The organism is Bradyrhizobium sp. (assembly GCF_036735945.1).
Lineage (GTDB): Bacteria > Pseudomonadota > Alphaproteobacteria > Rhizobiales > Xanthobacteraceae > Bradyrhizobium.
The window spans coordinates 1-13,024 of the sequence record NZ_DAINNI010000133.1 but is presented as its reverse complement, the minus strand read 5'-3'; the positions used below and the strand labels follow the sequence as shown (position 1 = coordinate 13,024).

Annotated in this window: 14 protein-coding genes and 1 pseudogene; 6 read left to right on the top strand and 9 right to left on the bottom strand. The window is 65.4% G+C overall.

Going from position 1 to position 13,024, the window contains the following annotated elements:
• Together V7E26_RS25825 and nikR are read left to right on the top strand one after the other, a co-directional pair.
• Positions 1-364: pseudogene (locus V7E26_RS25825) on the top strand (lipo-like protein); the annotation flags it as partial.
• Positions 365-655: 291 nt separating this feature from the next.
• Positions 656-1,102, top strand: a complete 447-nt coding sequence (nikR, locus tag V7E26_RS25820) for a nickel-responsive transcriptional regulator NikR (protein WP_324421751.1) — start codon at positions 656-658, stop codon at positions 1,100-1,102.
• A gap of 5 nt (positions 1,103-1,107) precedes the next feature.
• On the opposite strand, the gene V7E26_RS25815 is transcribed toward nikR, so the two are convergent.
• On the bottom strand, positions 1,108-1,383 hold the full coding sequence (locus V7E26_RS25815) for a metal-sensitive transcriptional regulator (RefSeq protein ID WP_324421750.1): 276 nt from the start codon (positions 1,381-1,383) through the stop codon (positions 1,108-1,110).
• Between the two features lie 50 nt (positions 1,384-1,433).
• Here V7E26_RS25815 and V7E26_RS25810 point away from each other — a divergent pair, with 50 nt between their 5' ends.
• The gene (locus V7E26_RS25810) at positions 1,434-3,830 is read left to right on the top strand and encodes a heavy metal translocating P-type ATPase (protein WP_324421749.1); all 2,397 of its coding nucleotides are present in this window, start codon (positions 1,434-1,436) and stop codon (positions 3,828-3,830) included.
• 68 nt (positions 3,831-3,898) lie between these two features.
• Here the strand turns inward: V7E26_RS25810 and V7E26_RS25805 are convergent, their stop codons facing one another.
• Positions 3,899-4,846, bottom strand: coding sequence for a hydroxymethylglutaryl-CoA lyase (locus V7E26_RS25805; protein ID WP_324421748.1), 948 nt, complete (start codon positions 4,844-4,846; stop codon positions 3,899-3,901).
• Positions 4,847-4,965: 119 nt separating this feature from the next.
• Between V7E26_RS25805 and V7E26_RS25800 the strand changes: the two genes are divergently transcribed.
• Complete coding sequence (locus V7E26_RS25800; RefSeq protein ID WP_324421747.1) at positions 4,966-5,715, top strand: sulfate transporter family protein; 750 nt, start codon at positions 4,966-4,968, stop codon at positions 5,713-5,715.
• Between the two features lie 6 nt (positions 5,716-5,721).
• Here the strand turns inward: V7E26_RS25800 and V7E26_RS25795 are convergent, their stop codons facing one another.
• The 3 genes from V7E26_RS25795 to nth all read right to left on the bottom strand — a co-directional run bounded on the left by V7E26_RS25795 (position 5,722) and on the right by nth (position 9,335).
• On the bottom strand, positions 5,722-7,350 hold the full coding sequence (locus tag V7E26_RS25795; RefSeq protein WP_324421746.1) for an MFS transporter: 1,629 nt from the start codon (positions 7,348-7,350) through the stop codon (positions 5,722-5,724).
• On the bottom strand, positions 7,337-8,503 hold the full coding sequence (locus tag V7E26_RS25790; RefSeq protein WP_442893481.1) for an HlyD family secretion protein: 1,167 nt from the start codon (positions 8,501-8,503) through the stop codon (positions 7,337-7,339). The genes V7E26_RS25795 and V7E26_RS25790 overlap by 14 nt, the downstream gene beginning before the upstream one ends.
• Before the next feature lie 70 nt (positions 8,504-8,573).
• Positions 8,574-9,335 (bottom strand): endonuclease III, encoded by a 762-nt coding sequence (nth, locus tag V7E26_RS25785; RefSeq protein WP_324421745.1) that lies wholly within the window; start codon positions 9,333-9,335, stop codon positions 8,574-8,576.
• A gap of 22 nt (positions 9,336-9,357) precedes the next feature.
• Here nth and V7E26_RS25780 point away from each other — a divergent pair, with 22 nt between their 5' ends.
• Both V7E26_RS25780 and V7E26_RS25775 read left to right on the top strand, forming a co-directional pair.
• Complete coding sequence (locus V7E26_RS25780) at positions 9,358-9,879, top strand: DUF2244 domain-containing protein (protein WP_324421744.1); 522 nt, start codon at positions 9,358-9,360, stop codon at positions 9,877-9,879.
• 54 nt (positions 9,880-9,933) lie between these two features.
• The gene (locus V7E26_RS25775) at positions 9,934-10,833 is read left to right on the top strand and encodes a bifunctional helix-turn-helix domain-containing protein/methylated-DNA--[protein]-cysteine S-methyltransferase (protein WP_324421753.1); all 900 of its coding nucleotides are present in this window, start codon (positions 9,934-9,936) and stop codon (positions 10,831-10,833) included.
• Positions 10,834-10,945: 112 nt separating this feature from the next.
• Here the strand turns inward: V7E26_RS25775 and V7E26_RS25770 are convergent, their stop codons facing one another.
• The 4 genes from V7E26_RS25770 to V7E26_RS25755 form a co-directional block, all read right to left on the bottom strand.
• Positions 10,946-11,569 (bottom strand): 2,3-bisphosphoglycerate-dependent phosphoglycerate mutase, encoded by a 624-nt coding sequence (locus tag V7E26_RS25770; RefSeq protein WP_324421743.1) that lies wholly within the window; start codon positions 11,567-11,569, stop codon positions 10,946-10,948.
• Positions 11,570-11,596: 27 nt separating this feature from the next.
• Positions 11,597-12,412 carry a 4-hydroxy-tetrahydrodipicolinate reductase gene (dapB, locus tag V7E26_RS25765; RefSeq protein WP_324421742.1) on the bottom strand — a complete coding sequence of 272 codons (816 nt, stop codon included), beginning with the start codon at positions 12,410-12,412 and terminating at the stop codon, positions 11,597-11,599.
• A gap of 124 nt (positions 12,413-12,536) precedes the next feature.
• The gene (locus tag V7E26_RS25760; protein ID WP_324421741.1) at positions 12,537-12,839 is read right to left on the bottom strand and encodes a DUF1330 domain-containing protein; all 303 of its coding nucleotides are present in this window, start codon (positions 12,837-12,839) and stop codon (positions 12,537-12,539) included.
• 33 nt (positions 12,840-12,872) lie between these two features.
• Positions 12,873-13,024, bottom strand: a 152-nt coding sequence (locus tag V7E26_RS25755; protein ID WP_324421752.1) for an orotidine 5'-phosphate decarboxylase / HUMPS family protein, incomplete at its 5' end; no start/stop codon positions are given.

The following is a 13,024-nucleotide window of genomic DNA, read 5'->3' as shown; positions in this document are numbered from 1 at the left end:
CCGCGACTCCTCGCTCTACATGCCGCGCGATTTCGACATCTCGCCCTATTTCGAAATCGTCAAACCCACCATCGTGCACGGCTTCGACTACACGGCGCTGCACTGGGCCGACAAGCAGAAGCCGCTCGCGGAGGTAGCGGGCGAGTTCGGGGTGTTTCCAGAGGTCAAGTCGCCGCCACTTGTTCCTGAAGAGATTGACCAGGAAGCGCCGCTTCCAGTTGAGGAAGTGAGCGAGGAAGTCACCATCGAAGCCACGATGATCGAGCGGGTCACGGTGTCGGAACATTATCTCGCGGTCGAGTACGTCGCAGTCCGCCCGCCGGATCGCCGCATGAAACCGCGCGTGCCGGAGAAGGTGGCCTGAGAGATAAGCCCGTTCTGTCAGACCTCATCCTGAGGAGGCGCATAGCGCCGTCTCGAAGGATGAATGGCACGAACGGGGCCTCGTGGTTCGAGACGGCGCTGCGCGCCTCCTCACCATGAGGGTCGGGATCTGCCATGCACCAACGTCAGAACCTGCCCGCCACCGCATGATAACTGCTACAATCGGCGCGCGACCGCATACAGTTCAAAGTAACCCGGCACCTCACGCTAGCAAGCGCGGTATGACGATACAACAAAAAATATCATACTCTGCGCTCCGACGGAATTTCCCATGCAACGGATCACGATCACCATCGAAGACGATTTGCTCGCCGAGATCGATGCGGCGGCGGAAGCGCGCGGCTATCAGAACCGCTCGGAGATCATCCGCGATCTCGCCCGCGCCGGGCTGCAGCAGAGCGCCGAGGACGCCGCGCCCTCGGGCCAGTGCGTCGCAGCTCTTGTCTATGTCTACGATCACGCCGCGCGCGACCTCTCAAGAAGGCTGGTGCGGAATTTTCATGGCCACCACGACCTGTCGCTGGCGACGCTGCATGTGCATCTCGACGACGACATCTGCATGGAGGTGACGACGCTGAAGGGCGCCTCCAGCGAGGTCCGCCATCTCGCCGACCACGTCATCGCCGAGCGCGGCGTGCGCTACGGCCGCGTGGTGATGATCCCGACGTCACAGGACAAGAAGCCGAAGGCGCGCAAGCACGGGCATCGGCACGACTAGCTACGTCACCGATCCGAACGCCCGATCACGGCCATCAGTTCGGCGATCTTCTCACGCTGGTCGGTCTTGTCGCCGCTGGTGATGGCATGCTCGACGCAGTGCGCGACGTGATCCCGCAACACTTCCTCCTCGACCCGGCGCAGCGCGGCGCGCACGGCTGATATCTGCGTGACGATATCGATGCAGTAGCGGTCATCCTCCACCATCCTGGAGAGCCCGCGGACCTGCCCTTCGATCCGGCTGAGACGTTTCTGACAGGACGCCTTGATGTCTTTTCGCATGCGGCCTATATACCCCTACAGGGTATAGATTTCAAGTGCCGGAGCGGATGATGAGCAACAACGAAAACGCCGATAGAAATGGCGCGTCGAAGAGCGGTTGCTGTGGCGGCCACAGCCATGCCGGCCACGAGCACGTCAGCCACGGCCATCACGACGCAACCTCGGTGCGCGACCCCGTCTGCGGCATGACCGTGAACCCGGCGACCAGCAAGCACCGCTTCGACTACAAGGGCGAGACCTATCATTTCTGTTCGGCCGGCTGCCGCACCAAGTTCGCCGCCGATCCCGTCGCCTATCTGGAAAAGGACAGCAGGCCGAAGGTCGCGGTGCCGGAGGGCGCCATCTACACCTGCCCGATGCATCCGGAGATCCGCCAGGTCGGTCCCGGAAGCTGCCCGATCTGCGGCATGGCGCTGGAGCCGGAGGTTGCGAGCCTTGACGCGCCGCCCAATCCCGAACTCGCCGACATGACGCGCCGCTTCTGGATCGGCTTGGTGCTCGCGCTCCCGGCGGTCATCCTTGAAATGGGCGGCCATCTCGTCGGCGGCCATGGTTGGGTCGATCAGACCTTGTCGAACTGGATCCAGTTCGCCTTCGCCACGCCCGTGGTGCTGTGGGCCGGCTGGCCGTTCTTCGTGCGCGGCTGGCAATCGCTTCAGACGCGCAATCTCAACATGTTCACGCTGATCGCGATGGGCACCGGCGTGGCCTATGTCTACAGCGTCGTCGGCACGGTCGCGCCCAGCATCTTCCCAGACACGTTCCGCGGCCATGGCGGCGCGGTCGCAGTCTATTTCGAAGCAGCGGCCGTCATTACCGTGCTGGTGCTGCTCGGCCAGGTGCTCGAACTCCGTGCGCGCGAGGCGACGTCAGGCGCGATCAAGGCCCTGCTTCAGCTCGCGCCGAAGACCGCGCGCCGCATTGGCGAGGATGGTGCGGACCACGAAGTTGAAATTGATGCGCTCGCCGTTGGCGACAGGCTGCGTGTGCGACCAGGTGAGAAGGTGCCGGTCGACGGCATCATCCTGGAGGGCCGCTCCTCGCTCGATGAGTCGCTGGTCACGGGCGAATCGATGCCTGTTACCAAGGAGGTTGGCAGCAAGGTCATTGCCGGCACGCTGAATCAATCCGGTGGCTTCATCATGCGCGCCGAGAAAGTCGGGCGCGACACGCTGCTGTCGCAGATCGTGAAGATGGTAGCGGATGCGCAGCGCTCACGCGCGCCGATCCAGCGGCTGGCTGATCAGGTGTCCGGCTGGTTCGTGCCCATCGTGATCGTCGTGGCGCTGATCGCGTTCGGCGCCTGGGCCTGGTTCGGGCCCGAACCGCGTATGGCGTTCGGCCTCGTTGCCGCCGTCAGCGTGCTCATCATCGCCTGTCCCTGCGCGCTCGGCCTTGCCACGCCGATGTCGATCATGGTCGGCGTCGGGCGCGGCGCGCATGCCGGCGTGCTGATCAAGAACGCCGAAGCGCTGGAGCGCATGGAGAAGGTCGATACGCTGGTGGTCGACAAGACGGGCACGCTGACCGAGGGCAAGCCGAAGGTCGTCAGAATCGTGCCTGCGGCGGGATTCGACGAAGCGGAAATTCTGCGGCTGGCGGCAACGGTGGAACGCGCGAGCGAACATCCGCTGGCCGATGCCATCGTGCGCGCGGCCACCGACCGCAAGCTTGATCTCGGCAAGGTCGAGGCGTTCGATTCGCCGACCGGCAAGGGCGCCACCGGCAAGGTCGACGGCAAGAGCATCGTGCTCGGCAATGCGAATTTCCTGCGATCGCTCGGCATCGACGCGCAGCCGTTGAATGACCAGGGCGAGCGCCTGCGCGGCGAGGGCGCGACCGTGATCAGCATGGCCGTCGATGGCCGGCTGGCGGGGCTGTTCGCCATCGCCGACCCGGTCAAGGCATCGACGCCTGACGCGCTGAAGGCGCTGGCGGCGGAAGGCATCAAGGTGATCATGCTGACCGGCGACAACCGCACCACGGCGAATGCCGTTGCGAAGAGCCTCGGCATATCCGAGGTCGAGGCGGAAGTGCTGCCCGATCAGAAGAGCGCGGTTGTCGCCAGGCTGCAGAAGGCCGGGAAGGTCGTTGCGATGGCCGGCGACGGCGTCAACGACGCGCCGGCGCTCGCCGCGGCCGAAGTCGGCATCGCCATGGGCACCGGCACCGATGTCGCGATGGAGAGCGCAGGCGTCACGCTGCTGAAGGGCGATCTCACCGGCATCGTTCGCGCCCGCCGCCTGTCGGAGGCGACGATGAGCAACATCAGGCAGAACCTGTTCTTCGCCTTCATCTACAACGCCGCCGGCATCCCGATCGCCGCGGGCATCCTCTATCCGACCTTCGGCCTGCTGCTGTCGCCGATCATCGCTGCCGCCGCGATGGCACTGTCGTCGGTGAGCGTGGTCGGCAACGCGTTGCGGCTGCGGATGACAAGGCTGTAGTTGCGTCAGGGAACGTCACCCTGGACGTCGTCATGCCCGGGCCTGTCCCGGGCTTGACGAATGTTAGTTCAGGCCGCCCTGGCTGCCGTTCCGCGCGGCAATCCGGCCCGCGCCAGCCCGCCATACAGCGCCTCGCCCGGCATTTCCGCTTTCAGGATCTCGCGCACCGCGACCAGCTTCTCGATGTCGATGCCGGTCTTGAATCCCTTGCTCTCGCACAGGAACACCAGATCCTCGAACACGACATTCCCGGTCGCGCCCGGCGCGAACGGGCAGCCGCCGAGGCCGCCGAGCGATCCGTCGAGCACCCGCGCACCGGAATCGAGGGCGGCGGAAGCGTTGGCGATGCCCATGCCGCGCGTATCGTGCAGGTGGATGCAGATCGGCTTTGCGCCCGCGATCTTCACCGCGCCCGCGACGACGTCGCCGACCTGCTTCGGTCCCGCATAGCCGACGGTATCGGCGATCGCGACCATGTCGACGCCGGCCTCGAACAGCTTTTCCGTCAAGCGCAGCACTTCCTTTGGATCCACCGGGCCGACGATCGAGCAGCCCAGCGCCATCGAGATCGCGGCGTTCACGACCGGCCTGTGCGCGCTGGCGTCGCGCAACTCGCAGAGGCGCCGGACATTTGCGATGGCGGAGTCGCGCGAGCGGTTGGCGTTGGCCTGGCTGTGCTCCTCGGTCGCCGAGACCACGCTTGCGATTTCGGCCACGCCTGACGCCAGCGCCTCATTGACGCCGCGCTCGTTCAGGGTCAGCGCAATGCCATAGGCGCCCGGTAGCGAGGCCACCGTCGCGATGATGTCCCTGATATCGACGAATTGCGGAAAGGTCTTTGCCGGCAGGAACGAACCGACCTCGAAATGCCGCACGCCGGCGGCATATTCGTCGCGGATCCAGCGCTGCTTGGCCTCCGTCGACGGGAATTTCTTCACGAGCTGCAAGCCATCGCGCAGGCCCACTTCACGCAGGATGATCCTGTTGTCGGGATAGATTTCCTGGACACCGCTCATGGCCACCTCACCTAGCTGTTTTTGACGACAGTCTTCTCTCCCGGGGCCGGCAGGCTCTTGCCGAAGCCCTTGCACGTATCTACCTCTCGCGAGGGTTTGTTCACAAGGGTAGAACCGCCATGTTCGACGCCGCCGTCAAGGCGCTTTCGCAGATGCTGTCGCCGCCGATGCGTTCCATCCTGTGGCGCTCGATCGGGCTGGCACTGGTGCTGATCACGGTGCTGGCGATCGGGCTGCAGCGGCTGCTGAGCTGGTTCGCCGATTACGGCGAGGGCTGGGCCGAAGCCATGCTCGGCCCCGGCTTTCACACCTCGCTCCACATCCTTTCCTGGATCATCTCGATCGCGGCCGGGCTCGGCGTCGTGCTCGGCGGCATCTTCCTGATGCCGGCGGTCACCTCGCTGATCGCGAGCGTGTTCGTCGACGATGTCGCCGAGCATGTCGAGCGCGAGCATTATCCGGCGGAGCGGCCCGGCGACGCGCTGCCGCTCGGTGTCGCGGTTCCCGAGGGCATCAAGACCGCGCTGCTGACCATCCTGGTCTATCTGATCGCCCTGCCCTTCGTGCTGTTCGCCGGCGCCGGCTTCATCATCTTCTTCATCGCCACCGCCTGGCTGCTCGGGCGAGAATATTTCGAACTCGCGGCGATGCGCTTCCGCTCGCCGGCCGAAGCCAAGGCGATGCGCAGGGACAATGCGGCGACCGTGTTCACCGCAGGCCTCTTCATCGCCGCCTTCGTGTCGATCCCGATTGTCAATCTGGCGACGCCGGTGTTCGGCATGGCCTTCATGGTCCACATGCACAAGCGCCTGTCGGGGCCGCGGCCCGAGCTGATCGAGCCGGCGCGGCGGGAAATGTCGGCGCGCTGACCGGCGTTACCGCACGGCGACGCCGCACTTCCGCAGGACGCCTTTCGCAAAGCCGAACGGCGCCGGCATGAACGGACCCGGCGGCGCCCGGGTGATCAGCGCCGTGAAGCCGAGCGCCGCCATGGCCATCCAGAAGCACAGCCAGAAGCCGTCGATATAGGCGAGCACGTTCGCCTCGCGCTGCACCAGCGCCGACAGCTTGCCCAGTGCGCGCGCCGGCGCGAGCGCCGCGCCGTGGCTGGCGTAGGATTCCGAAAGCAGCTTGAGCATGCGCGTGACATCCACGCTGCCGTTCTGAACATGCGAGCCCAGATAGTTGGAATGGACCTGCTCGCGGACGCGCAGCCATGTCCCCATCAGCGCGACGCCGATCTCGGCGCCGCCAAGCCGCATGATCTGAATGTAGGCGGCGAATGCGGTCGCGCGGGACGGATCGGAATTGGACACCGCCAGGATGATGATCGGCAGCAGCGTGAACGCCTGTCCGATCGATGTCAGCAGCACGATGCCGGTGAAGTCCTCGCGTGCCCATTCATGGCTAAGCCGGGTTCCCCAGAGATTAGCGGCGGCGAAGGCCGACAGCCCCACCACCAGAACGGTACGGGCGTCGAAATGCCGGAGCAGGAGGATCGACAGCGGCGCCAGCAGGAACATCGGCAGCGCGCCCCAGACCAGCAGCAGCGCGCCGGTTTGTTCGGGCCTGAGCTGGCCGACGACGCTGAGGAAATTCGGCACCAGCGACGAATTGCAGAGCGAGGTGAGCGTGTAGAGCAGGATGACGACGAGCGAGAGCCCGATATTGCGCGAGAACAGCACATTGAAATGCGCCCACGGCTGCGGGACCAGCATCTCATTGATCAGGAACAGGACGAACAACGCGCCGCCGCTCAACAGCAATGCCATGACGGTGCCGGATTCAAGCCAATCCAGCCGGTTGCCCTGATCCAGACCGGCGTAGATCATCGAGACCGCCGCCCCGAGCAGCAGCATTCCGCCCCAGTCGGCATCCTGCAGGAGCGCCCGGTTGACCGGCTCCCGGGGCGTTCCGAGATAGACCATCAACGCCATCAAGGGCGCGATCACCGCACCCTGCCAGTAGATCCAATGCCAACCCCAGTGGTCGACGTAAAAGCCGACCAGCGACGTCGAGGTATCGAGCGCAAAGCCGACGCGGATGGAATAGATGGCGATCGCCGGCAGCCACCATTGTATCGGCAGGTTGCGGAAGACGATCATCAAGGTCGCGGGCACGAAGGTGCCGAGCAGCATGCCATGCAGGATGCTGAGCGCGAGCAGCGTGGGATAGTCGCGGACGAACGGGATCGCCAGCGAGACCAGCGCATAGACGAGGCTCGGAATGCCGAGCACGCGGCGCAGGCCGAAGACGGTCGCAAGCCAGGCGATTGCGGGCGCGACAAGGATCTGCGACCCGATCCCCGCGGTGGAGAGCCAGGCGCCCTCGTCGAACCCCAGCGAAAACGCGCCGCGCAGATCGGCCAATCCGACCGTGGTCAGGCGGCTGTCGAAATTCGCCAGGAACGCCCCGAGCAGTACGGCGCCAACCGCGAACAGCGGGTGAGGGGCGACGCCGCCGCGCGATATCGGCCCACGGTCGGCGAGATCATTTTCCGCCATCCGCTCGCGCCCCGGTATCGATATTCGTGACGACCGACATGCCTGGCAGCAGACGCTCCAGCAAGGGCTGGTCCTTGTCGAGCCGGATCCGGACCGGAATGCGCTGCACGACCTTGGTGAAATTGCCGGTGGCGTTGTCGGGCGGCAGCAATGCGAATTGCGATCCGCTGGCCGGAGAGACACGCTCGACGCGACCGCGCAGGATTTCCGACGGGAAGCTGTCGACGGAGATCTCCACGGGCTGGCCCGGCTTGACCCGCGTCAACTGGGTCTCCTTGTAATTGGCGATCACATACACATTCGGCAGCGGCACCACATTGATGAGGCTGCTGCCGATATTGACGTAGTCGCCAGCCTGAACCAGCCGTTCGCCGACGACGCCGTCGAAGGGCGCGACGATCCTGGTGTAACCGAGCTTCAGCCGCGCTGCGGCGAGCGCCGCCTGCGCGCCCAGCAGGTCGGCGGCGCGCTGCTTCTTGGTTCCGGCCAGTACCTCCATCTGGTGCTTTTGCGCGGCGATGACGGCCCGGCTGGCACGAACGTCGGCCTGCGCCCTGGCGAAGGCTGCGATCGCCTGTTCGAGTTTCTGGCGCGTACCGGATTCGGTCTGCGACAGCGATTGCTGGCGTTCCTGTTCCTGGCGCGCCTCGACTTCCTGCGCGGAGGCCGACACCAGCGCCGCCTCGGCCTGTGCGATGGTGGCGTATTGCAGTTCGACCTGGTTGTTCAGATTATCGAGCGCGGCCTGCGCCGCCGCGACGCCGGCTTCGGCCTGCGCGACCTGGGCCTGATAATCAGCGGGGTCGATCTGCACCAGCAGATCGCCGGCCTTGACCCGCTGAAAATCGTTGACGGCGACCGTCAACACCTCGCCGGCGACCCGGCTGCTCAGCCGGGTCAACTCGGCCCGCACATAGGCGTCGTTCGTCGTCTGGATCGCGGCGCGGCCGACCCAGGCATCCCAGCGCAATGTGGCCAGCACAACGAAGGCGAGCGCCACCAGCACCGCGAACAGCGGCAGCGCAAACCGGCCCCACGCGCCGCGCGATGGAGACGACGGTTGAGCCGCGACCGCGTGAGCCGCTGCGACCTGGGAGGGCGGCGCTCCGGCCTGATCAATGGGTGCCGGGCTGGTTTGATCCTGCTGACTCAAGCCGCTCTCCCAGAGCCATGCTGCCCGCATCGCTTGACGGCGCGCCGGAAGACATGATGGCGATCATGCCTCAGACCGTCTTCTCCGGCCAGCGGCAAAGATCGTTGATCAGGCATACCTCGCAGCGCGGCTTGCGCGCGAGGCAGGTGTAGCGGCCGTGCAGGATCAGCCAGTGATGGGCGTGCAGCATGAATTCCGGCGGGATCACCTTTTCCAGCCCGAGCTCGACCTCGAGCGGCGTAGTGCCGGGCGCGAGCCCGGTGCGGTTGCCGACGCGGAACACATGCGTATCCACCGCCATCGTGTGCTCGCCATAGGCCATGTTGAGCACGACGTTGGCGGTCTTGCGTCCGGCGCCCGGCAGCGTCTCGATCTCGGCGCGGGTGCGCGGCACCTCGCCGCCGAACTCGTCGATCAGCTTCTGCGATAGCGCGATGACATTCTTCGCCTTGTTGCGGTAGAGCCCGATGGTCTTGATGTAGTCGCGCACTTTCTCTTCGCCGAGCGCCAGCATCTTTTCGGACGTATCGGCGACCGCAAAAAGCGCCCGCGTCGCCCTGTTGACGCCGGCGTCGGTCGCCTGCGCCGACAGCACCACCGCCACCAGCAGCGTGTAGGGATTGAGATGTTCCAGTTCGCCCTTCGGCTCCGGGTTAGCCTTGCGAAACCGGCTGAAGGCCTCGTGGACCTCGGCCGGCGTCCAGGGTTTTGGCTTGGGAGATTTCTTCGCCGCCCGCTTGGGGAGAGACTTGGCGGCCTTCCGTGCCGCTTTCTTCGGCACGGATGGCGCGCCGGCTTTTCTGACGCTAACAGAGCGGATGATTTTGGCCATGATCGGGATATACTGACACGCGATGACCGCAAGCAACGACTTTGAACCGACGCTCGATCAGCCGACGCTGTTTTCGGCGCATGTCACGCCGCATCGCTCGCTCAACCGCACCGGGTTTCTGGTGCTGATGACCCTGATCGGTGCGGTGAGCTTTGTCGCCGGCATCGCCTTCTGGATGATGGGCGCGTGGCCGATATTCGGCTTTTTCGGTCTCGACGCGCTGGTGATCTACTGGGCATTCCGGATCAATTTCCGCAGCGCCAGCGCCACCGAGGACATCCTGGTGACGCCGTCTGAATTGCGGGTGCGGCGGGTCAGCCATCGCGGCCATTTGATCGAATGGTCGTTCAATCCGCTCTGGGTGCAGCTCGAACAGACCGGCGATCCGGAATTCGGCATCGAACACCTCTATCTGGTCTCCCGCGGCCGCCGGCTTGTCATCGGCCATTTCCTCGGACCCGAAGAAAAGGCAAGCTTTGCCAAAGCCTTACTGGCGGCGCTGCAAACTGCCAAGCGGGGCGTCACCTATAATCCAGTTGGTTGATACCTGTCAGGAATCGGGTGGTTTGAGCCGCGCATGAGCCCTAAATCAGACCCCATGATGATATCAGCGATACATGACCAGCGCCTGGCCAAGCCGGGCCCACAACACACTGCCGCGCTGCGCGATTACGATTCCGTGCGCCGCGCGATTGCTTTCATCTCGGAGCACTGGCGCGCGCAGCCGACCATCGAGGCGATGGCGGATGCCGCCGCCGTCACGCCGGATGAACTGCATCATCTGTTCCGCCGCTGGGCCGGGCTGACGCCGAAGGCTTTCATGCAGGCGCTGACGCTGGACCACGCAAAGGGCCTGCTGCGCGATTCCGCCAGCGTGCTCGATGCCGCACTCGACTCCGGCCTGTCAGGCCCGGGCCGGCTGCACGATCTGTTCGTGACCCATGAAGCGATGTCGCCGGGCGAATGGAAGAACGGCGGCGCCGGCATGACGCTGCGCTACGGCTTCCACGCCTCCCCGTTCGGCACCGCGATCGTGATCGCGAGCGAACGCGGCCTTGCGGGTCTTGCCTTCGCCGATCCCGGCGAGGAGCCGGCGGCGTTTGCCGACATGAAGCGGCGCTGGCCGAACGCGACCTATGTCGAGGACCACGACGGCACGGTCGGTCTCGCGCAGCGCATCTTCGATACGCGGCTGTGGCGGGCGGACCAGCCACTCCGCGTGGTGCTGATCGGCACCGATTTCGAGGTGCGGGTGTGGGAGACGCTGCTCAAGATCCCGATGGGCCGCGCGGTCTGCTATTCCGACATCGCCAACACGATCAAGAACCCGAAGGCCTCGCGCGCGGTCGGCGCCGCGGTCGGCCGCAACCCGGTGTCGTTCGTGGTGCCCTGCCATCGCGCACTCGGCAAGGGCGGCACGCTGACCGGCTATCACTGGGGCATCACCCGCAAGCAGGCGATGCTCGGCTGGGAAGCCGGCCAGGTCGGATTGCATTAGTTTCGCGAATGTCGTTCCGGGGCGATGCGAAGCATCGAACTATGGTGCGCAATTGCGCACCTGAGAACCTCGAGATTCCGGGTTCGCCCTTCGGGCGCCCCGGAATGACAGCCTACCCAGCCAGATCGACCTTCGACGCCACCGTCGAATCCGGATTGAGCCGGTAGATCACCGGCACGCCGGTCGCCAGCTCGCGCTTCAGGATCTGCTCGGGCGTCAGCTTCTCCAGCACCATGATCAGCGCGCGCAGCGAATTGCCGTGGGCTGCGACCAGCGTGCGCTGGCCGCGCAGCACGCCCGGCAGAATTTCCTTCACGTAATAGGGCAGCGCGCGCGCCAGCGTGTCCTTCAGGCTCTCGCCGCCGGGCGGCGACACGTCGTAGGAGCGGCGCCAGATCAGCACCTGGTCCTCGCCCCACTTCTTGCGGGCGTCGTCCTTGTTCAGTCCGGAGAGATCGCCATAGTCGCGCTCGTTGAGCGCGACGTCCCTCGTCGTCGGCAAATCGGTCTGGCCGATCTCGGCCAGCATCAGCTTCAGCGTGTGCTGGGCGCGCGTCAGGTCGGAGGTGAAGGCGACGTCGAAGGTCAGCCCCTGCGCCTTCAATTTGCGGCCGGCGTCCCTGGCTTCAGCGATGCCCTGCTCGGTGAGGTCAGGGTCCTTCCAGCCCGTGAACAGGTTCTTCAAATTCCATTCGCTCTGCCCGTGACGCACGAGCACAAGAAGACGTTCGCTCATTGTTGGGATTTTCCGTTGTTCGATTCTTCAGAAGTCGGCAAGCCCCAGCACGTCGGCCATCGTGTAGAAGCCGGGCTGCCGGCGATGCGCCCATAGCGCGGCCTTGACCGCGCCTTGCGCGAACATGGTCCGGTCCTCGGCGCGGTGGGTGAATTCGATGCGCTCCATCGGACCGGCGAAGATCACGGAGTGATCGCCGGTGACGGTGCCGCCGCGCAGCGCGGCAAAACCGATATCGCCCGGCCGGCGTGCGCCGGTCTGTCCGTCGCGCCCGCGCACCGAGCGGGCGTGCAGGTCGATGCCGCGGCCGGCGGCGGCGGCTTCCCCGAGCAGGAAGGCGGTGCCCGAGGGCGCGTCGATCTTGGCCTTGTGATGCATCTCGACGATTTCGATATCGAAGCTTTCGTCCAGCGATTTTGCGACGCGCTTGACCACCGCGGCGAGCAGATTGACCCCGAGGCTCATATTGCCCGATTGGACCACCTTGGCACGCGAGGTAACGCTCTTGATCACGGCCATGTCAGAGGCCGACAGGCCGGTGGTTCCGACGATGTGCACGAGGCCGCGCTGGGCGGCAATCGCGACATTGGCGATGGTCGCGGCCGGCACGGTGAAATCGACAATGCCGTCGGCATTGGCCGACAGCGCCCAGAGGTCGGCGGAAAGCTTGATGCCGTTTTCCGGCAGGCCCGCGAGCACGCCGGCATCCTTGCCCAGCAGCTCCGACCCCGGCGCTTCCAGCGCGCCGGCCAGGACAGCGCCCGGCGTTTCGGAAATGACGCGCACCAGCGCGCGGCCCATCCGGCCGCCGGCCCCCGCAACGATCAATCGCATATCGGCCATGGCTTCACCTCTTCACGCCCTATAGCGGGATGAGGCCGTTCCGGCAACCGATCAGGGCCCGGCCACGCTCGTCATGCCCGGGCTTGCCCCGGCATGACGGGAGAGCGACGTACTCCAATCCCCACTACGGCTGCGGGCCGTCATAGCCCTCGATGACGATCAGCTCCGCGATCGAGTGTGGCTGCCGCAATTTGATGTTGGCCTGGTATTCCGGTGAGTTATAGCAGGCCAGCGCCTGCTCGTAGCTGTCGAACTCGATCACGACGTTGCGCGAGCGGCTCTGGCCCTCGACCGCGTTGAACTTGCCGCCGCGCACGACATAGCGCCCGCCGAATTTCTTGAAGATCGTAGGATTGGCCGCCGCATAGGGCTTGTAGCCCTCGTCACTGTTCACGTCGACGCGCCCGATCCAGTATCCCTTCGCCATCTCACTCTCCCGTTTCCTGGTCTGCAAGTTCTACTACACAAGCGCCTGCCTGATCTCCGCCTGGATGGCATCCGCCGCCGCCTTGGGGTCGGCGGCTTCCGTGATCGGGCGCCCGACCACGAGGTAATCCGCGCCGGCGGCGATCGCGCGCGCCGGCGTCATGATGCGCTTCTGGTCGCCGGTCG

What these genes read in the sequence shown, in the direction of transcription:
- V7E26_RS25810 (WP_324421749.1), top strand. Translation starts at nt 1,434, where the DNA reads ATGAGCAACAACGAAAACGCCGATAGAAATGGCGCGTCGAAGAGCGGT.
- V7E26_RS25780 (WP_324421744.1), top strand. Translation starts at nt 9,358, where the DNA reads ATGACCGCAAGCAACGACTTTGAACCGACGCTCGATCAGCCGACGCTG.
- dapB (WP_324421742.1), bottom strand. Translation starts at nt 12,412, where the DNA reads ATGGCCGATATGCGATTGATCGTTGCGGGGGCCGGCGGCCGGATGGGC.
- V7E26_RS25760 (WP_324421741.1), bottom strand. Translation starts at nt 12,839, where the DNA reads ATGGCGAAGGGATACTGGATCGGGCGCGTCGACGTGAACAGTGACGAG.
- V7E26_RS25800 (WP_324421747.1), top strand. Translation starts at nt 4,966, where the DNA reads ATGTTCGACGCCGCCGTCAAGGCGCTTTCGCAGATGCTGTCGCCGCCG.
- V7E26_RS25770 (WP_324421743.1), bottom strand. Translation starts at nt 11,569, where the DNA reads ATGAGCGAACGTCTTCTTGTGCTCGTGCGTCACGGGCAGAGCGAATGG.
- V7E26_RS25805 (WP_324421748.1), bottom strand. Translation starts at nt 4,846, where the DNA reads ATGAGCGGTGTCCAGGAAATCTATCCCGACAACAGGATCATCCTGCGT.
- V7E26_RS25775 (WP_324421753.1), top strand. Translation starts at nt 9,934, where the DNA reads ATGATGATATCAGCGATACATGACCAGCGCCTGGCCAAGCCGGGCCCA.
- V7E26_RS25815 (WP_324421750.1), bottom strand. Translation starts at nt 1,383, where the DNA reads ATGCGAAAAGACATCAAGGCGTCCTGTCAGAAACGTCTCAGCCGGATC.
- nikR (WP_324421751.1), top strand. Translation starts at nt 656, where the DNA reads ATGCAACGGATCACGATCACCATCGAAGACGATTTGCTCGCCGAGATC.
- V7E26_RS25795 (WP_324421746.1), bottom strand. Translation starts at nt 7,350, where the DNA reads ATGGCGGAAAATGATCTCGCCGACCGTGGGCCGATATCGCGCGGCGGC.
- nth (WP_324421745.1), bottom strand. Translation starts at nt 9,335, where the DNA reads ATGGCCAAAATCATCCGCTCTGTTAGCGTCAGAAAAGCCGGCGCGCCA.